This is a genomic window from Pseudomonas sp. SZ40 (genome assembly GCF_052958135.1).
In genome coordinates, this window is record NZ_JBQWIF010000022.1 from 19,755 (window position 1) to 38,223 (window position 18,469).

Here is an 18,469-nt window from a genome sequence, read left to right on the forward strand (position 1 = left end):
CACTCCGACAAGCGGATGAGCGGCATTCAGAGATAACGCAGCCAGGTCAGGTCGCGGCGACGGGCCTTGAGTGCCGCGAACCAGCGCACCGGAGGAAAGAGCACCACGGCGAGCAGAATCGAGCAGAGCCACACCGGACCGATCGAGTCGAAACCGAAGTAATCGCCCTGGTTGGTGCCCCAGATGGCCACCGCCGCCAGGTACAGCAGCTTGAGCACGTAGAGGTGCAGCAGGTAGAAGAACATCGGCGCGCCACCGTAAACGGTCAGCACCTTCAGCCAGCGGTTGCCTTGGGCCCGCTCGAAGGCCAGCAACAGCAGCAGCCCCAGCCCCAGGGTCAGCGACAGGAAGGCCAGCGACGGTGGGTACTTGGTGATATTGAGAATGCTCATCAGGGTTTCCAGCCAGTTGCTGCCCATGATCCAGCTCTTCTCGCCGTAGCCGTTGCCTGCACGAACCACGATGAACACCAGCAGGGAAGCTAATCCCCAACCGAGCAACAGGCGCTGCCGGCCGGCGGCGTCTGCAGCACGGCCGAACCACGAACCAGCGGCATAACCCAGGGCGATCACGCCGATCCACGGCAACAGCGGATACGAGGTGCGCAGACGCAGGTTTTCGGAGACCTGCAGCCAGCCGCGATCATGCAGGATGGCCCATGGCACGTGCATCGCCGAATCGGCCGCGAAGTGCAGGCCATCGAGCAGGTTGTGACCGCATACCAGCACCAGCCCCAGCACGATCAGTACGCCGCGCGGCAGCCATACCAGCAGCGACAGTGCCAGCATGCTCAGGCCGATGGCCCAGATCACCTGCAGGTAGATCACCGTCGGCGGCACCTGAAAGGTCCAGGCGAAGTTCACCAGCGTGAATTCCAGTACGACCAGAAACAGCCCGCGCTTGAACAGGAAAGCGCTGACCGCGGCCCGGCCATTGGCCTTCTCGCCATACAGGAATGCCGACAGGCCGGTCAGGAAGATGAATACCGGCGCACAGAGGTGAGCCAGGGTGCGACTGAAGAACAGAGAAGGCTCGGTACTGCTCACATCCATGGGGTCGAGTACCTGTCGGTGCAGGAAAAACGTCTCGCGCACATGGTCGAGCAGCATGAACAGGATGACGAGCCCGCGCAGGGCGTCGATGGAAGTAAGGCGTGAGGTAACGGGATGGGTGGTGGCGGCAGTGGTCATAGCATATCCAGGACAGAAAGCCGGGCAGACAGAGGGTCTACCGGGCACAGCGAATGGTTATGATATAACAAACCTTAACTACCAGCCCAGCCCCATCGTCCATACGAGCATCAACCCTCTCCCACCAGCAGCGGGCGGCTGGGAACACCCGTCCCAGCGCGCCTTCATGCACTCAGACCAGAAATGAAATGGCCCCGGTCAATACCGCCACCAGGGTGATTCCCAGCGACAGCAGCACGGCCCACTTCACCGTGGATTTCTGAAAGTCGCCGATGTCCTTGTCCACCATGCCGACCAGCAACAGGGTCGAAGCCACCAGGGGGCTCATCAGGTGAACCGGCTGCCCGAGGATCGAAGCCCGGGCGATTTCCACCGGGTCGATGCCATAGGCCGCTGCAGCCTTGGCGAGAATGGGTACCACACCGAAATAGTAGGCATCGTTAGACAGCACGAAGGTCAGCGGCATGCTGGTAACTGCCACCACCAGCGGGAACAGGTGGCCCCAGGACGGCGGGATCATGTTGACGATGCTTTGCGCCAGGGCGTCGACCATCTTGGTGCCCGAGAAGATCCCCGCGAACACGCCGGCCGCGAAGACCAGCAGCACCACCGTCATGGCATTTCCCGAGTGGGAAAGTATCCGTTCCTTCTGAATGTCGAGCTGCGGGTAATTGATCATCAGGGCGACCACGAAACCGATCAAAAAAAGCACGGCGGCATGCGCGACGCCCATCACCAGCGCCGTCATCACGGCGATCACCAGAAACAGGTTCACCCAGACGAAGCGAGGACGCTTGTAGGGCTGGTCGCCGAGAATCTCCTCGATATAGCAGTTGCCGCCGCCGGTCTGCAGTTCGGTGTTGCCGATGCGGCTGCGCTCCTTGCGGCCAAGCACGTAGGCGATCAGCACCACGAAGGCAGCGCCGGCCACCATGGTCGGCAGCAAGGGAATGAAGTATTCGGAGGCATCGAGACCCAGCGCGGCGATGGCGCGCGTCGCCGGTCCGCCCCAGGGCGTCATGCCACTCATGATACTGAGCGACAGCATGGAAACCGTGGCGAGCACCATGGGGTTCATGCCGATGCGCCGGTACAGCGGCAACATCGCCGCGCAGGTGATCATGTAGGTGGTGGTGCCATCGCCGTCCAGGGCAACGGTCAGGGACAGCAGCGCCGTGCCCACGGCGATCTTCACGGGATCTCCGTTGACCTTGCGCAGGATCTTGCGAATCAGCGGATCGAACAGCCCCGTGTCGATCATCAGCCCGAAGAACAGGATCGCGAATAGCAGCAATGCCGCCGAGGGCGCGACCATCTTCAGGCCGTCGAGAATCATCTTGCCGGTCGAATCGCCGAAGCCTCCTGCGACAGCGAAAACGATCGGAATGAAGGTGAGCGCCACGATGGGCGACATGCGCTTCGACATGATCATGTAGGTGAACACGACCACCATCGCCAACCCGAGTAAAGCGAGCATAGAGTTCTCTCTTTTTGTTTTTGGAGACGAGCATCTCGTGGCGATCCGCGACAAGCGGATTTGCCCAAGTTACATGCTTCGTTTGCTGCAGTGACGGCTCTCTGCGTAGAACCTTTGCCAGGAGACCAGTGCCTCACTGGACGGCAATCTCACCCGGCCAGCAGGCGCTCCTCCGGAGCGTGCACCTCACCGGAAAACAGCCGCCTGGCGGTGCGTACCACGGACGCGCGAATGGTCTCGCCCTGCTCGCCCACGTAAGCCAGCGCCACCTCGATCGAACCGCTTGGATGTTCGATGCGTACCTGAGTCATGCGCTCTTCGCTGGCATCGAGACCGAGCATTTGCGCCGCCACGGTTCCCTGACTGACGCACGCGGTGGCCAGACCGATGGAGCCGGTGATGGCCAATGCGCGGTGGCAGTTGTGGGGCATGAAATACCTGACCTGAATCGTTCCGCCGGATGAGGCCGGTGCCAGCAGCACCGGTTTCGGAATGACTTTCTGGCTGACATCACCCAGCCCCATGGCCAGGCCCGCCTGCAGACGAATGGCGTCGAGCCGGGCGAGAAAGTCGAGGTCGGCATCAAGCTCGGCAGGTGACTCGCGGCCGGTCTTGCCCAGGCTGGCGGCATCGATCAGTACCATCGGCATGGCCATGTCGATACAGGTGGTTTCTACGCCATCGAAGCGGTCGCGGGTATTGCCAGTGGGAAACAGCTTGCCGGTCTTGCTGCCGGCAGCATCCAGAAAGGTCAGCTCGATAGGCGCGGCGACACCTGGTACGCCATCGATGCGGGTCGCGCCCGCATAGGTGACTGCACCGCCCGGCGTCTGCACCTTGGAACTGACGAAAGTGCCGGTATTGAGATTCCTGATGCGCACCTCAGTGGTAGCGGGCCCCGCCTTGACCAGGCCCTGCTCGACCGCGAACGGCCCCACGGCGCAGAGCATGTTGCCGCAATTGGGCGCCGTGTCGACCCGCCGCTGGGAGACCATGACCTGCACGAACAGGTAGTCGACGTCTGCATCCGGGTGGCTGGACGGGCTGACGATGGCGACCTTGCTGGTCTGCGGGCTGCCACCGCCTATGCCGTCGATCTCCAGCTCATGCCCTGCGCCCATGACCGACAGCAGGACTTCATTTCTCTCCTCTACCGACTCAGGCAAGTCGCTGGCGAGAAAAACCGGGCCTTTGGAGGTGCCTCCGCGCATGAGCACACAGGGAATTCGCTGCATGATTCTTACTCTTGTACTGATCAATCAGGCCGATTGATGTCTTGAGCAAAAGAGTTACACGCACCGACAATTCCATCAAATGCAAAGATTTAAGCGATTGATGCGTTTGACGCATCATTAAGCATGGCATTTCCGGATGGCTGAAAAACGCAACATCGCCGTGTGAGGTTACGCCGGCTTGTCACCGCCCAACGCGGTATAGCCCGGCCACTGTCGCAGCAAGGTATCGACGAATTGCTCCGCAGCCGGCGACAGCGACGAGCCATGGCGCCGTACCAGGCCCAGGGTGCGGCTGATCACCGGGTCCACCAGGGGGCGCTGCACCAGCGTAGGGTGATCTTCGGCAGGCATCGCCAGGCTGGGCATGGCGGCGATGCCCAGGCCTGCCTCGACCATCCCCAGAGACGTGGACAGGTGCTGAACCTCGTAGAACCAGCTGGGCCGCCAGTCGAGGTGAGCCAGGCCATGGTCGAGCAGCACGCGGTTGCCGCTCAAGCGCCCCACGCCGATCAGGCGGTAATCACTCAACTCCCGCCACGCCACCTGAGGCTGCTCCGCCAGGGGATGGTCACGTCGACAGGCAAGCACGAAGGGCTCGTTGACCAGCGGGGTGAAATCGATCTCCGCGTTCTGCCCGCTGAGCATGTTGATGCCGAAATCCGCCTCGCCGCGCAGCACGGCTTCGAGGCCTTCATGGGCGCTCAGGTCGAGGATACGGATGCGAATTTTCGGGTACTGCCGATTGAACTCACGGATCACCGTGGGCAGAAAGTAGAACGCCGCAGTTGGAATGCACGCCAGGGTGACCTGCCCGGACTGACGCTCGGCCAGTTCTCGAATGCCCAGAATCGAACGCTCGAAATCATCCAGCAAGCGCCGAGCCTTGGGCAGGAAGTCACGGCCCACGGCGGTCAGGCTGACCCGCCGCGTGGTGCGATCGAGCAGCTGGGTGCCCAAGCCCTCCTCCAGCTTCTGCATGCGTCGGGTGAGCGCCGGCTGGGACAGATGAATGGCGTTGGCCGCCTCGTGAAAATTGCCAAACTCAGCAATTTTGACGAAGGCACGAAGATCCTGAAGCTCGTAATTCATGCATAAAACCTATCAATGACGACTTTTATTATGGGAGGCAGATTAGTCCATTAATCAGAACGCGGCGACCACCCGTGAAAATGCCCCGTCCGAAGCCTCTAGCCAGCGCATTAATGCACTAAAAGCATTAGTTCTTGAAATATATGCAATTTACAAAACAAAACACACTGACCACCATTTAAGGAAAGCAACAATAAGCGAATTTATTGCACTGGAGACATCATGCAAGCCATTCCCTGCGTCCTGATGCGCGGCGGCACTTCTCGTGGTCCGGTTTTTCTGGCCAATCACCTGCCTTCCGATATTGCCCAACGAGACGAGCTGCTGCTTAAAATCATGGGCTCGGGTCACGAGCTGGAGATAGACGGTATCGGCGGCGGCAATCCGCAGACCAGCAAGGTCGCCATCGTGAGCACCTCCCCTCACCCGGATGCCGATGTCGACTACCTGTTCGTGCAAGTCATGGTCGCCCAGCGCCGGGTCGACACGGCCCCCAACTGCGGCAACATGCTCTGCGCCGTCGGCCCATTCGCCATCGAACACGGCCTGGTCAACGCCTGCGCACCAGTGACCCGGGTACGCATTCGCAACCTCAACACCAACACGTTGATCGACTCGGAAGTGCAGACGCCCAAGGGCAAGGTTCGCTACGAGGGAGAAACCAGCATCGATGGTGTTCCCGGCAGCGCTGCGCCAATCAAGCTGACCTTTCTCGATGCCGCGGGGGCGAAGACCGGAACACTGTTGCCTACCGGCAATGTTCGCGACCGCTTCGACGGCGTCGACACCACCTGCATCGACATGGCCATGCCCATGGTCATCATGCACGCCGAAGCGCTGGGCAAGACGGGCCACGAGACAGCTGCGCAACTGGACGCCGACAGCGCGTTGCTGGAGCGCCTGGAGCGCATCCGCCTGCAGGCAGGAAAGGCCATGGGCCTGGGTGACGTCAGCCAGATGGTGATCCCCAAACCGGTGCTGCTTGCACCACCTCGCACTGGCGGCACTCTGTCGACCCGCTATTTCATGCCCCACAGCTGCCATCGATCCATCGCCGCTACCGGCGCCATCGGCCTGGCCAGTGCCTGTGCCCTGCCGGGAAGCGTCGCGTTCGACATTGCCCCGATAACCGGTGCGGCCCTGGTACGCCTGGAACATCCGGGCGGGCAGATAGAAGTCTCACTCGAGCCTGGCGAAGACAGCCAGCCGCACCACATGCAGGCCTCCCTGATACGCACCGCGCGGCGCCTTTTCGCCGGCGATGTCTACGTGCCGCTGACGGCAAGAGGCACACAGAAAAACTGACGTCACCCGCGCCCCCGAGAGAACACAATAATGACAAGAAAGAATCTGCTCTATGTATCCCTCGCCCCCGCTTTCCTGACAGGCCTGCCGTTGGCGGCGGGCAACGCCCAGGCGGCCGGATTCATCGAAGACAGCAAGGCCAACCTGGAACTGCGCAACTTCTACCTCAATCGCGATTTTCGTGACGGCCCAGGGCAGAACAAGCGTGAGGAATGGGCCCAGGGTTTCATCCTCGACATGGAATCCGGCTACACCCCGGGCACCGTCGGTTTTGGCGTGGACGCCCTGGCCATGCTTGGCCTCAAGCTCGATTCATCCCCGGATCGCTCGGGTACCGACCTGCTGCCACGCAACGGCGATCGGCGCGCCGAGGACGACTACAGCAAGCTTGGCCTGACCGCCAAGGTGCGTTTCGCCGACAGCGTCCTCAAGGCAGGCACCCTGCTGCCGAAGATGCCGACCCTGCAGTTCAGCAACAGCCGCCTGCTGCCTCAGACCTTCGAGGGCTGGCAGCTGCAGAGCAAGGACATCGACCGACTGACGGCCTCGTTCGGCGAAATATCACGGGTGGTGCAGCGCGATGTCTCGGGCTCCAGCAAGCTGGCACTGAACAACAAGAACGGTCGCTTCGGCGCCAGCCCGAGCAGTGATCATCTGCGCTTCGCCAGCCTCGACTATGCCCTGACGCCGACCACTCAGGTGAGTTACCACCAGGGGGAGCTGAGGGACATCTACCGCCAGCACTTCCTCGGCCTGCAGCACACCCTGGCTCTGGGCCCGGGCAAGCTGAAAAGCGACCTGCGCTACTTCAACAACAGCGAGACAGGTCAGGCACGCGTCGGTGATATCGACAACCAGGTATTCAACGCCATGTTCACCTACAGCCTGGCTGGCCACGCGCTGGGCGTGGCCTACCAGCGCATGCATGGTGACGACGGCTTCGCCTATGTCGACGGCGCAACGCCCTACCTGACCAATTTTCTGCAGATCAACGACTTTGCCGGGCCCGATGAGCGCTCCTGGCAGGTTCGCTATGACTATGACTTCAACAAAGTGGGCATCCCCGGCCTGACCTTCATGACGCGCTACGTGCGCGGTAACGGCATCGACCTGGCGAATGGCGACAGCGGCAGCGAGTGGGAACGCAACACCGACCTGGCCTATGAATTCGCCGAAGGACCGCTGAAGAACCTCAAAGTCACCTGGCGCAATGCCGCCTACCGCGCCAATTTCACCCGCGGCATGGATGAAAACCGCCTGATCCTGAGTTACGCCCTGCCGATCTGGTGAGACGGCGCCACGTGAAAAACCTGCCAATAAATCCAATACAGGTAAACACCATGAAAGCTTTCAAGAACTGCCTTCTTCTCCCCCTCGCCGGTGCACTGCTGCTGACCACCCTGCAGGCCAGCGCCGAACAGCCGCACCGGCCAGAATGCATCGCGCCAAGCAAACCGGGCGGCGGCTTCGACCTCACCTGCAAGCTTGCCCAGGCGGGCCTGAAAGACAATGCCGTGCTCAAGTCGCCGATGCGCGTCACCTACATGCCAGGCGGTATCGGCGCGGTCGCCTACAACTCGGTGGCCGCCAATCGGCGTAACGAGCCAGGCACGCTGATCGCATTTTCCGGTGCTTCGCTGTTGAACCTGGCCTTGGGCAAGTACGGCCAGTTCGACGAAAACGCCGTGCAGTGGCTGACCACCATCGGTACCGATTACGGCACCCTGGCAGTGCGTGACGACTCGCCCTACAAGAACCTCGACGATGTCGTGCAGGCGCTCAAGAAAGACCCGAAGAGCGTCGTCGTAGGCGGTGGCGGCAGCATCGGCGGCCAGGGCTGGATGAAGATCGCGCTACTCGCCAAGGCAGCAGGCATCGACCCCAGCGAACTGCGCTATGCGGCCTTCGAAGGCGGCTCCGAGCACTACATGGCGCTGATGGGCAAACACGTCGATCTGGTCACCGGCAGCGCCAGCGAGATCGCCTCCCAGAAGGGCAACGACATCCGCACCCTGGCGGTATTCAGCGAAGAGCGTCTGCCCGGTGACCTGGCTTCCATTCCCACCGCCCGCGAACAGGGCTACGAGATCCAGTGGCCATTGATCCGCGGCTACTTCCTCGGCCCGGACGTTCCCGAAGAACACGTGCAATGGTGGCGCGAGGCCTTCGCCAAACTGGAGTCGTCCCCCGAGTTCGAGCGCTACATGGTCGACCGTGACGTGCTGCCGATGTATGTCGCCGGTGCGGACCTGCAAGCCCTGGTACACAAGCAGGTGCGGCAGTACCGCGAGCTGGGCCGCGAATTCGGGCTGGTCGAATAACCTCCTTCCGGGGGGCGCCGTTAGGCTCTCCCCATGGCCCCCATGCAAGACCCTATCTTCGCGGGCGTCTGCTTGGTCTCGCCCTAACATTGGCGACCTGATGGAACAGAACCTGCGCCGCGCCCTGTCGCTCTCCAACGGTGACCTGAGCATCCTGTGGAACGCCTCGATCAGCCGGTCGTATGGGCACTGCTGGCATTGATGATAGCCTTGCCCAACTGGCGTATCTGGCGGGCTCGCCGCAGGGCAGCGGCCCAGAGCGTCGGCTGATACATTACCGAATCAGGCTCCCCATGGAGCCTGAACCGCCTGGGAGCCTGCCATGCATATCGTCATTCCGGATGACTACCAGAACGTCATCCTCACCCTCGATTGTTTCGCCACCTTGAAAGGCCATCAGGTCAGCATTTATCACGATGCCGTCGACGACATTCGACTGCTGGCCGAGCGCTTCGCCGATGCCGATGCACTGGTGCTGACCCGAGAGCGCACGCGCATCGACGACGCACTGCTCGCCCATTTACCGAAGCTCAAATTGATCAGCCAGACCGGCAAGGTATCCAGCCATATCGATGTGGATGCCTGTACCCGTCATGGTGTGGCGGTGATGGAGGGGCGCGGCTCACCCATCGCACCGGCCGAACTCACCTGGGCACTGATCATCAATGCCAGGCGGCAGTTGTTCCCGGCCATGCAGGGCATGTACGACGGGTTGTGGCAGGTCAACCTCGGGCAACGCCTGGCCGGGCAGACGCTGGGCATCTGGGGCTACGGCAAGATCGGCCAGCGCCTGGCCCGTTATGCCCAGGCGTTCGAGATGCCCGTAATGGTCTGGGGCAGCGATGCGTCGCGCCAGGCCGCGGTCGCCGATGGGCACCGTGCGGCGCCATCACGGGAAGCGTTCTTCGCCGAATCCGACGTGTTGACCCTGCACCTGCGTCTCGCCGAGAGCACTCGGCATCTGGTCACCGCCAAAGATCTGTCACTCATGAAAACCAACGCATTGCTGGTCAATACCAGCCGAGCGGAACTGATCGCCCCCGGCGCCCTACTCGAGGCACTGAACCTTGGCAGGCCGGGCGCTGCAGCGCTGGATGTGTTCGAGCAGGAACCCATCTTCGACCCTGCGCACCCGCTTTTGAATCACCCTGCCGTGCTCTGCACCCCGCACCTCGGTTATGTGGAGCGAGCAGGTTACGAGCTGTATTTCGGCGATGCCTTCGCCAATGCCCGGGCGTTTTTCAACGGAGAAGAATGCGTACTGGCCAATCCCGAGGTACGACCGCCAAGGGAATGACAGAAATTCTTCAACATTGTGAAATACGCCACAAAGCCCGCGCCAGAGGGTTCAACGCGTCGATTCGCGCGGGCTCCAGCGGTGCTGGAGTCGTTTCGAGCAGGAACTGGCCGGGCCTTCTCGATCACAAAAACCTGACCATAAACCAAAAGATATTTATTAATAATTTAAAATCAATTAGTTGGATCAATTAAAAATCAGACGGACAAGCATTCTGGCGAAAAGAATACTGTCAACCGAACGCAACCTCGCCCTCGCCTTCAGGTGCAGCCCGGAGCGGCACGCGCACGGAAACCGATACCGTTTCGACCATGACCGCTCGCGCTCGCCCCGAGATCCGCAGTGAAGATGTGCTCTGCGACTTCGCTGCCCACAGAGTGATACCAGCCGGTTCCTCCACGGCCTTCGGCATGTCCGACCAGTTGCGCCTGAACCTGGCACTCAATGAGCTCGCCGCCGAGGTGCTCAGCGAAGTCTGGCGCGTTAGCGTTCTCGATATCAGCGTCGAATCGATGGCCGGCGGGCGCCTCAAATGTGCAATGCCTCTGCTGTTCAACGAACCGTTCAGGCTGACGTCCTGCAATTGGGTCAGCAATGTGAACATCGGCGAAACGCTCAGGGCGCTATGGCGAATCACAGGATCTCGTTTGTGAGTAAACGGCATCCAAACCGCACTCAAGAAAATCCTTGCTGTTATTACGTAAGAACCGCTGCATATATGTAAGCCATGATTCATCACCCTTGATCAGACTTGATATTCATTGGCCATCACAGCCCAATCTTTTCTCTTCGGCTAATCCGTTGTGAAGATGCGTGATCACCGGCTGGGTCCAACGCTTCCAACAACGCCTATATAGACGAGGCTGAATCATCAAAAAACAGGAGCCATAAAATCGACTACAACTTCCAGCGGAACTTTCCCTGATACAGCTGACGCCCAGTCAACATGCAAATGAAATCAAAATGACAGCACAATTACGGTAACAACCTTTCGGATTGATCAGCGTATGAACTAACTCGCCACTCGTCGCGCAATTACACCTAATGAAGTGTGGAAGGCCTACTATCGACGCTCTGCCAGAACAGCGATTGATGGCACTTCGCAAGCATGGAAAGCTGAGGCCTATGAGCATCGACGTGAAGTTTTCGGAAGCCGCCTGGTACCTGATCCAGTGCAAGCCCCGACACGACGACAAGGCCTGGGAACACCTGAACAGACAGGGTTTCGAGTGCTTTTGCCCGCGCACCAGAACGCAGGCGACCAGGGCAGGCAAACGCGTCCAAATCACCCAACCACTCTTTCCCGGCTACCTGTTTCTGCATATGCAGGAACAGGGTAACTGGGCAGCGTTGCGCTCGACACGAGGCGTCAGCAGGGTCGTTGCCTTCTGCGGAGTTCCTTGCCGAATAGATGATTCAATTATCGAGCAATTGAAAGCGCGCAGCCTGCAGAGCGTGCAAGCGAAAGCACTGACTGCCGGAGACAGAGTGCATATAAACAGTGGTCCACTGGCCGATATGGATGCGATCTTCCTGGCCATGGACGGCGAACAGCGAGTGATGCTGCTGCTTCGCTTACTTAATCGAGAAAAGCGCATAAAAGTCCCGCTCTCTCAACTTTCAATTTTACAGGCATGAATATTGCTCAACCTCTTAACATGCCTGTAACGCAAAACTTCTACTATCCGGGCTGAACCCAGAGCCTCAGCCACTGCAACCCATCCGACATCGCATCATTGCCCTCAAGAACGATGGCCTTGGGGCGGTAGCGTATTTTTCAGAACCGAGCACGCTGCCCCCGATTGCAGCACTGGCGGCAGGAGCGAACCATTAAAGCGCATGAAAAGTTCCGTGTTTTTTTATCGATGCGCCTGTGATGAGTTTCACGGCCAACGGGGAACTTCTTCCCTGAGCCGACAACCAATGACTCATGAAAAATGGCCGCAAGTCAACGCGATAGGTGACTGAACAGAGGCTGCCGGGCCATCGTCCCGCAGCGTAGTCACCCGGCCACTCCACTCAAGCGATCGACCCCGGGAAGGGATTTGGCACGATGAAACTCACCAAGATATTGACGGCTTCGCTAGCAGGTACGCTGTCTACGACCAGCTGGGCAACCGACCCGGCGAGCATCGACCTGGCTGGTTTCGAGTTCACGCCTACCCTCGACGTTACCGAGAGCTACGACGACAACTACCGCGGCCTGCGTGACGGCGCCGGTTCTTCCTGGATCACCAGCATCAACCCGAAGTTTCTGCTCAGCGCCGAGACGCGCAACAGCGGTTACCAGCTCGAATACGAATTCGACGACCAGACCTACCACTCTGACGATCGGGCCAGTCATACCGACCATCACCTGCGCTTTCGCAGCATTCTCGAATTCAACTCGCGCAATCGCCTGCGCTGGAACCTCGGCTATCACCGCGTCGAGGAGACCATCGACCTGGCGGATCCCGATGACAATGAAAACGACAAGTACGACCGCACCGTCGCTGGCGCCACCTACAGCTACGGTACGCTCAGCGGATTGAACCAGCTGGACTTCGGCGTCAATCGCGAGGGTATCCGCTACCGCAACAGCGGCGAACTCAACGCCGACGAAGAACGCGACAGCACCATGTTCAACACCGTGTGGTACCACCGCCTCGGTGGCAGCACGCGATCGCTGGTCGAACTGCGCCACACCGATCATGACTACATCCGCAGCGGCAGCAACCGCGACAGTACCAATGACGCCGCACTGTTCGGCGCCACCTGGGAAGCCACCGCCAAGACCTCCGGCACCCTGCGCCTCGGTGCCGAACGCAAGAACTTCGACAGCAACACGCGTGAGGATTACACCAGCCCGATGTGGGAAGTCGGTGTGGCCTGGGAACCGCGCACCTACTCTGTCGTCAAACTCAACACACGCCGTGCCTTCGACGAAGGCGACGACGGTGCGAGCACGGTTCAGGACACCACCACCCGCCTGAGCTGGGAACACGAATGGTCGGCCTTCATCCGTACGGATCTTGACTACCGCTTCTCCGATCGCGACTACAAGGCGATCGAGCGCAAGGACGAGCGCACCAGTTACGGCCTGGGAGTCACCTACTCCCCGGATCGCTGGGTCGATGTATCACTGGGTTATCGCCACACCGAAAACGATTCGAGCGTGCGGGAGAAATCCTATGACCGGAACATCTATCAGCTGTCGTTGAGTTTGAGCCTCTAGCACCGGGGCCCTCCTCAACAGGGTGACGACCAACGTCACCAACCCTATCAACCTTTTCCCGTTCGCCTCTGCAGGCGAGCGGTGGCGCCCTTTTTTCCGCGCCACAGACGAATCAACCACAAGGAGTAAGCGGATGTCAGTCCACCATCTGTTCAAAGCCTTCTCGCTGCTGCTGATGCTCGCATTCGCAGCGACTGCCCAGGCCAATCCACAGTATCGGCTGAGCTCTGGCGACGTGATCAAGATCAGTGTCTTCGGCGAGCCGGATCTGTCGTTCGAGGAAATCCGCCTCAATGACGCAGGCACTTTCTCCTACCCCTTCCTGGGGTCGATCGAAGCCAGTGACAAGACTGCCGGCGACATCGAACGCATCATCACCGACAGATTGAAGGCCGACGGCTATCTGGTCGATCCCCGCGTCTCCGTGAGCGTGACCACCTACCGCGAGTTCTACATCAGCGGCGAAGTGAAGGCGCCCGGCGGCTATCCGTATCAACCCGGCCTGACCCTGGACCGCGCCATCGCGCTGGCCGGCGGCCTGACCGAACGCGCTTCCACCAAACGCATCACCATCGCGCGCGGTTCAGGCGAAGCCCGAGCTTCGGAGAAGGCCGCGCTCGACACCCTGGTCAAGCCGGGTGACACCATCACCATCGATCAAGGGTTCTTCTGAATATGAACAGTCCTGCACGAACGATCCGACAGTGGCAGCCATCGCCGTCGGAAGCAGATAGCGATTACATCGACCTGCGGCGTATCTGGAACGCCATCTGGATGCGCAAGTGGGCCATCGTGCTGTTCGTGGTCGTGATCACGCTGGTCACCGCCCTCGCCGTGTCCCGTATGACGCCCGTCTACAGAGCGGTATCGACGGTGATGATCGAGACCAAAGGCACCCAACTGGTGTCCTTTCAGCAGGTCTACGACACCACCGGCGCAGTGAACGAATACCTGCAAACCCAGCTCGGCCTGATCAAGAGCCGCGGCGTTGCAGAGAAAGTGGTTCGCGAACTCAACCTCACCGAGCACCCGGACTTCGACCCGCGCCAGCAGCCCAAGCCGCTGATCAACGTCGGTGGGTTCGTGCGTAGCGTGCAGGGCATGCTGTCGGTGACCGGGCTGGTCGATGAGCCCGAGCCGGCCACACCGATGACCGAAGCCGAGCTGCTGGATATCGTCACCAAGATGCTGATGGACCGCACCAGCATCTGGGTAGAAGGCAAGAGCCAACTGGTGAGCATTTCCGTCGAACTGCCGGACCGCCTGACCGCAGCGCAGATCGCCAACTCCCTGGCCAGCAACTACATCGATAGCCAGCTCGAAGCGCAGATGGAAATGTCGCTGTCCGCTACCACCTGGATGAACACTCGCCTGACCGAGCTGCGCAGCTCGCTGCAGGAAGCCGAGAACCGCCTGCAAGCCTATCGCGAGGCCGAAGGCCTGGTCGATGTGAACGGCGTGGCGACCATCAGCAACAACGAACTGTCGCTGACCGGTGACCGCATGATCGACGCCCGTCGCCAGCGCGCCGAAGCCGAAAGCCAGTTCCGTCAGGTCGAGTCCATGGGCTCCACCGACTGGCGCCGTCTGTCCAGCGTGCCTGCCGTGCTGGGCAACCCGCTGATCCAGCAATTCAAGGCGGAAGAAGCCCGCGCTCGCGCCAAGGTCGAAGAGCTGTCGCGCCGTTACGGCGAGCGCCACCCGGCCATGGCCGCTGCCAAGTCCGACCTCAGTGCTGCCTCGGCTAGCCTGCGTGCTCAGGTCGAGCAGGTCGTGGCGAGCATCGAGCGCAACTACCAGCTGGCTGTCGCCAACGAGAACTCCCTGAATGCCTCGTTCAACAAGAACAAGGAACAGATCCAGGACATCTCGCGCAAGGAGTTCAAGGTACGTGAGCTGACCCGCGACGTGGAAAGCAATCGCTCGCTGTACGAAACCTTCATGACCCGTCTGCGCGAAACCGCAGCCACTCAGGACGTCAATTCCAGCAACGCGCGGATCATCGATCAGGCCATCGCGCCCATTCAGGCCGCTGCGCCGAACAAGAAGTTGCTGATCGTCCTGGCTGCCGGCCTGGCTCTGATTTTCGGTATCGCCCTGGCGGTGATCCGCGACATCCTCAACAACACCTTCAAGAGCGCCGACGACGTCGAGAACAAGCTGAACCTGCCGGTGCTCGGCATCGTCCCGCTGATTTCCACCAACACCAAGTACACCGCAGCGCACCTCTTCGAGCATGGTGAGGACGCGCGCTTCTGCGAGTCGATCCGCACCATTCGCACCAGCCTGATGCTGGCCGATACCTCGCGCTCGCAGAAGGTTCTGGTGGTCACCTCCTCGTCGCCTGGCGAGGGCAAGAGCACCCTGGTGGCCAACATGGCATTCGCCCTCAGCCAGCTGCAACGCGTGCTGCTGATCGATGCCGACCTGCGCCGCCCTACCTTGGCCAAGAGCTTCGACTTCCCGGTAGGTACGCCTGGCCTGGCCAACCTGATCACCGGGAGCGCCAAGGTCGAAGACTGCATCCACAACATGGGCAACAACCTGGACATGCTGCCAGCCGGTGCGGTACCGCCGAACCCGCTGGAACTGCTGGCATCGCCACGTTTCGCCAAGTTCCTGGAAATGATCAAGGAGCGCTACGACCACATCATCATCGATTCGCCGCCAAGCCAGGCGGTCAGCGATGCTTCGCTGCTGTCGACCTTCGCCGACTCGGTCATCTACGTGATCAAGTCCGAGGCGACCTCGATCCCGCTGGCACAGCGTGGCGTGGGCCACCTGCTGCAGAGCGGTGCCTCGGTGATGGGCGTGGTACTCAACCAGGTGGACGTGGAAAAAGCGGCCCGCTCCGGCGATTACAGCGGCTACTACGACCACTACGGTTACAGCGACCGCAAGGCCTGATGCAACCATGAAAATCCAGCGCATGACAGCGGGAGGTATCTGATGATCGATCTGCATAACCACTTGCTGCCGGGCATCGACGACGGTCCGGCAGACCTGCCAACCGCGCTGGAAATGGCCCGCATGGCCGTGGCCAACGGCATCAGCCACATCGTCTGCACGCCGCACATCCATGCCGGCCGCTACGAGAACGACAGCGAGAGCATTCGCGCAGCCTGCGCCAGCTTCAACGAGGCGCTGCAGGCGGCCGGTATCGACCTCAAGGTCGGCGCGGCCGCAGAAGTTCGTTTCTCTGGCGAGCTGATGACCCGCGTGAAGGACGGCAGCATTCCGTTTCTCGGTCAGTGGGAAGGCAAGAAGGCGCTGCTGCTGGAATTTCCTCACGGGGAAATGCCCTTCGGCGCCGAGCGGCTGACCCAATGGCTGCTGGAAAACGGCGTGGTACCGATCATCGCGCACCCGGAACGCAACAAGGCGCTGATGCACACGCCGAGCAAGCTCAAGCCCTTCATCGAGCAGGGCTGCCTGCTTCAGGTGACCGCCGCGTCTGCCGCTGGTCGCTTTGGTGAACGAGCAATGCACCTGGCTCACGAACTGCTGAGACATCGCGTGGTCAGCATTATGGCGACTGATGCTCACAACCTGGATCACCGCCCCCCCCAATTACAAGAAGGTCTCCTGCAAGCCGCCCGGATCCTGGGCGAGAGAGAGGCCGAACGTCTGGTCATCGACACGCCCTGGCGCATCGCACACCAGCATTTCGCTTAGTTGACTGCCTGATAACGCGTGCCTGTCGGTTCAGGCCGCTGGATTCGTATTTGTTGGAGGTTGGAAAACCATGCGTCGAGAACTCAGCAACAAGACGCACCGCAGCTACCGACTGGCGCGAAAGCGCGGTGAGGCAGTGGGTTCGCCCAGTGGCTCGTCATACGTATCGCATACGAACAGGTCGCCTCTCGTGTCGTTTCCGGGGGCATCACACTTCATCGAAGATTTGCACGAGGATCGCCGCAAATGATTTCCAAACGGATCAATCCTGCCGAAAACCGCAGGGGGCTGACGTTCTGGGGTCAATGGACCTGTGCCATTACTCTGGTCAGCATGCTGCTCTGCTATCTGGTCATCCAGCGTTATGGCGATGTGCCGACCGAGTACCGTCTGCTGATCGTACTCACGGTACTGGGTTCGGTGCCTGCCTATGGTCTGCTGCGCGTTTACCACAAACGCTTCAGCTACCTGACCGGTCTGGCGCATTTGCTGGCAGGGTGGCTGACCCTCCTCGCCGGCCTGCTGTTCGTCGCCTACTTCAGCCAGAGCCTGGAGCGTTTCTCCTTCGAAATCATGCGTGAGTGGGCGCTGCTTGGCTTCCTCGCCCAGGCGATCGCCTTCATACCGCTGCGCTATTTCGCCAGGCTTCATTCGGAAAAGCTGCGCAACGATCGCGTCTCGCTGATCATCGGTTCCGGTGAGAAAGCTCACGAACTGGCCGAGCGCCTGGCTGCCTCCAACCGCGTTCCGCTGATCGGCATGCTCGCGTCGAGCGACGATGCGCACACCCAGGACGGCCGCTTCCCGATTCTCGGCGCCCTGCATCAGTTGCGTGAAGTGACCGAGCAGCATGGCGTACGCCGGGTGTACATCGCCCTGACCCTGGACGAGATCTCGCACATCGAGAAGCTCTACATCGACCTGCTCGACATGAGCGTCGACGTGGTCTGGGTACCGGACTTCGGCAGCATGCCGCTGCTCAACCAGTCGATATCGCAGATCGAACAGTTGCCAGCCATCTACCTCAACGAAAGCCCGATCAGTTCGCACCCTGCTGCCGTGTTCAGCAAGGAGCTGATGGATCGCACCCTGGCCTTCCTCGCCCTGGTCGCCCTGAGCCCGGTGTTCATTACCGCAGCCATCGCGGTGAAGCTGTCGTCCCCCGGCCCGGTGTTCTTCCTGCAACCGCGCCACGGCTGGAACGGTGGCGTGATCCTGGTGTGGAAATTCCGCTCCATGCGCATGCACGACGACCAGAAGGTCAAGCAGGCGACCCGTGAAGATCCACGCATCACGCCTGTCGGCCGCTTCCTGCGACGCACCTCGATCGACGAACTGCCGCAGCTGCTCAACGTGCTGCGCGGCGAGATGTCCCTGGTTGGTCCACGCCCCCACGCGGTGGCCCACAACAACTACTACAGCGACAAGATTCTTGCCTACATGGCCCGTCATCGCCTCAAGCCGGGTATCACCGGTCTGGCTCAGGTGACCGGTCATCGCGGTGAAACCGAAACCCTGGAAAAGATGCAGCAACGCGTGGAACAGGATCTGGCCTACATCAACAACTGGTCGCTGTGGCTGGACATCAAGATTCTGGTGAAGACGCCCTTCACCCTGTTCTCGCGCGACATTTATTGAACGATGCCCCTTTGGCGTCACGTAACGA

At 60.6% G+C, this 18,469-nt stretch carries 15 protein-coding genes and 1 pseudogene; 12 read left to right on the forward strand and 4 right to left on the reverse strand.

Going from position 1 to position 18,469, the window contains the following annotated elements:
• Window positions 1-26: 26 nt before the first annotated feature.
• The 4 genes from ACT9T4_RS17175 to ACT9T4_RS17190 all read right to left on the reverse strand — a co-directional run bounded on the left by ACT9T4_RS17175 (window position 27) and on the right by ACT9T4_RS17190 (window position 4,991).
• Window positions 27-1,190 (reverse strand): acetyltransferase domain-containing protein, encoded by a 1,164-nt coding sequence (locus ACT9T4_RS17175; protein ID WP_499118110.1) that lies wholly within the window; start codon window positions 1,188-1,190, stop codon window positions 27-29.
• 172 nt (window positions 1,191-1,362) lie between these two features.
• Window positions 1,363-2,667, reverse strand: a complete 1,305-nt coding sequence (locus tag ACT9T4_RS17180) for a CitMHS family transporter (RefSeq protein WP_042552686.1) — start codon at window positions 2,665-2,667, stop codon at window positions 1,363-1,365.
• A 149-nt stretch (window positions 2,668-2,816) separates the two neighbouring features.
• On the reverse strand, window positions 2,817-3,902 hold the full coding sequence (locus tag ACT9T4_RS17185) for a 4-oxalomesaconate tautomerase (protein WP_179537725.1): 1,086 nt from the start codon (window positions 3,900-3,902) through the stop codon (window positions 2,817-2,819).
• Between the two features lie 168 nt (window positions 3,903-4,070).
• Window positions 4,071-4,991 (reverse strand): LysR family transcriptional regulator, encoded by a 921-nt coding sequence (locus ACT9T4_RS17190; RefSeq protein WP_042552684.1) that lies wholly within the window; start codon window positions 4,989-4,991, stop codon window positions 4,071-4,073.
• A gap of 222 nt (window positions 4,992-5,213) precedes the next feature.
• On the opposite strand from ACT9T4_RS17190, the gene ACT9T4_RS17195 reads away from it, so the two are divergent.
• The 12 genes and pseudogenes from ACT9T4_RS17195 (at window position 5,214) to ACT9T4_RS17250 (ending at window position 18,441) form a co-directional block, all read left to right on the forward strand.
• Complete coding sequence (locus ACT9T4_RS17195; protein WP_499118113.1) at window positions 5,214-6,296, forward strand: 4-oxalomesaconate tautomerase; 1,083 nt, start codon at window positions 5,214-5,216, stop codon at window positions 6,294-6,296.
• A 30-nt stretch (window positions 6,297-6,326) separates the two neighbouring features.
• Window positions 6,327-7,586, forward strand: coding sequence for an OprD family porin (locus ACT9T4_RS17200; RefSeq protein WP_499118115.1), 1,260 nt, complete (start codon window positions 6,327-6,329; stop codon window positions 7,584-7,586).
• 50 nt (window positions 7,587-7,636) lie between these two features.
• On the forward strand, window positions 7,637-8,617 hold the full coding sequence (locus ACT9T4_RS17205; RefSeq protein WP_499118117.1) for a Bug family tripartite tricarboxylate transporter substrate binding protein: 981 nt from the start codon (window positions 7,637-7,639) through the stop codon (window positions 8,615-8,617).
• A gap of 88 nt (window positions 8,618-8,705) precedes the next feature.
• Window positions 8,706-8,887, forward strand: a pseudogene (locus ACT9T4_RS17210) (tripartite tricarboxylate transporter permease); the annotation flags it as partial.
• Between the two features lie 52 nt (window positions 8,888-8,939).
• Window positions 8,940-9,914: a D-2-hydroxyacid dehydrogenase family protein gene (locus tag ACT9T4_RS17215; protein WP_179537721.1), complete on the forward strand. Its 975-nt coding sequence runs from the start codon at window positions 8,940-8,942 to the stop codon at window positions 9,912-9,914.
• Window positions 9,915-10,225: 311 nt separating this feature from the next.
• On the forward strand, window positions 10,226-10,567 hold the full coding sequence (locus tag ACT9T4_RS17220) for a hypothetical protein (RefSeq protein WP_499118119.1): 342 nt from the start codon (window positions 10,226-10,228) through the stop codon (window positions 10,565-10,567).
• A gap of 472 nt (window positions 10,568-11,039) precedes the next feature.
• Window positions 11,040-11,552 carry a transcription/translation regulatory transformer protein RfaH gene (gene rfaH / locus ACT9T4_RS17225; RefSeq protein ID WP_042556830.1) on the forward strand — a complete coding sequence of 171 codons (513 nt, stop codon included), beginning with the start codon at window positions 11,040-11,042 and terminating at the stop codon, window positions 11,550-11,552.
• 415 nt (window positions 11,553-11,967) lie between these two features.
• Complete coding sequence (locus tag ACT9T4_RS17230; protein ID WP_042556831.1) at window positions 11,968-13,128, forward strand: outer membrane beta-barrel protein; 1,161 nt, start codon at window positions 11,968-11,970, stop codon at window positions 13,126-13,128.
• A gap of 133 nt (window positions 13,129-13,261) precedes the next feature.
• Window positions 13,262-13,801: a polysaccharide biosynthesis/export family protein gene (locus tag ACT9T4_RS17235; RefSeq protein WP_042556832.1), complete on the forward strand. Its 540-nt coding sequence runs from the start codon at window positions 13,262-13,264 to the stop codon at window positions 13,799-13,801.
• A gap of 2 nt (window positions 13,802-13,803) precedes the next feature.
• A complete protein-coding gene (locus ACT9T4_RS17240; RefSeq protein ID WP_042556833.1) occupies window positions 13,804-16,035 on the forward strand; it encodes a GumC family protein in 2,232 nt (743 codons plus the stop codon).
• A gap of 42 nt (window positions 16,036-16,077) precedes the next feature.
• Window positions 16,078-16,803 carry a tyrosine-protein phosphatase gene (locus ACT9T4_RS17245; protein ID WP_499118123.1) on the forward strand — a complete coding sequence of 242 codons (726 nt, stop codon included), beginning with the start codon at window positions 16,078-16,080 and terminating at the stop codon, window positions 16,801-16,803.
• Window positions 16,804-17,049: 246 nt separating this feature from the next.
• The gene (locus ACT9T4_RS17250) at window positions 17,050-18,441 is read left to right on the forward strand and encodes an undecaprenyl-phosphate glucose phosphotransferase (RefSeq protein ID WP_042556835.1); all 1,392 of its coding nucleotides are present in this window, start codon (window positions 17,050-17,052) and stop codon (window positions 18,439-18,441) included.
• Window positions 18,442-18,469 lie beyond the last annotated feature (28 nt).

What these genes read in the sequence shown, in the direction of transcription:
- ACT9T4_RS17175 (WP_499118110.1), bottom strand. Translation starts at nt 1,190, where the DNA reads ATGACCACTGCCGCCACCACCCATCCCGTTACCTCACGCCTTACTTCC.
- ACT9T4_RS17180 (WP_042552686.1), bottom strand. Translation starts at nt 2,667, where the DNA reads ATGCTCGCTTTACTCGGGTTGGCGATGGTGGTCGTGTTCACCTACATG.
- ACT9T4_RS17185 (WP_179537725.1), bottom strand. Translation starts at nt 3,902, where the DNA reads ATGCAGCGAATTCCCTGTGTGCTCATGCGCGGAGGCACCTCCAAAGGC.
- ACT9T4_RS17190 (WP_042552684.1), bottom strand. Translation starts at nt 4,991, where the DNA reads ATGAATTACGAGCTTCAGGATCTTCGTGCCTTCGTCAAAATTGCTGAG.
- ACT9T4_RS17195 (WP_499118113.1), top strand. Translation starts at nt 5,214, where the DNA reads ATGCAAGCCATTCCCTGCGTCCTGATGCGCGGCGGCACTTCTCGTGGT.
- ACT9T4_RS17200 (WP_499118115.1), top strand. Translation starts at nt 6,327, where the DNA reads ATGACAAGAAAGAATCTGCTCTATGTATCCCTCGCCCCCGCTTTCCTG.
- ACT9T4_RS17205 (WP_499118117.1), top strand. Translation starts at nt 7,637, where the DNA reads ATGAAAGCTTTCAAGAACTGCCTTCTTCTCCCCCTCGCCGGTGCACTG.
- ACT9T4_RS17215 (WP_179537721.1), top strand. Translation starts at nt 8,940, where the DNA reads ATGCATATCGTCATTCCGGATGACTACCAGAACGTCATCCTCACCCTC.
- ACT9T4_RS17220 (WP_499118119.1), top strand. Translation starts at nt 10,226, where the DNA reads ATGACCGCTCGCGCTCGCCCCGAGATCCGCAGTGAAGATGTGCTCTGC.
- rfaH (WP_042556830.1), top strand. Translation starts at nt 11,040, where the DNA reads ATGAGCATCGACGTGAAGTTTTCGGAAGCCGCCTGGTACCTGATCCAG.
- ACT9T4_RS17230 (WP_042556831.1), top strand. Translation starts at nt 11,968, where the DNA reads ATGAAACTCACCAAGATATTGACGGCTTCGCTAGCAGGTACGCTGTCT.
- ACT9T4_RS17235 (WP_042556832.1), top strand. Translation starts at nt 13,262, where the DNA reads ATGTCAGTCCACCATCTGTTCAAAGCCTTCTCGCTGCTGCTGATGCTC.
- ACT9T4_RS17240 (WP_042556833.1), top strand. Translation starts at nt 13,804, where the DNA reads ATGAACAGTCCTGCACGAACGATCCGACAGTGGCAGCCATCGCCGTCG.
- ACT9T4_RS17245 (WP_499118123.1), top strand. Translation starts at nt 16,078, where the DNA reads ATGATCGATCTGCATAACCACTTGCTGCCGGGCATCGACGACGGTCCG.
- ACT9T4_RS17250 (WP_042556835.1), top strand. Translation starts at nt 17,050, where the DNA reads ATGATTTCCAAACGGATCAATCCTGCCGAAAACCGCAGGGGGCTGACG.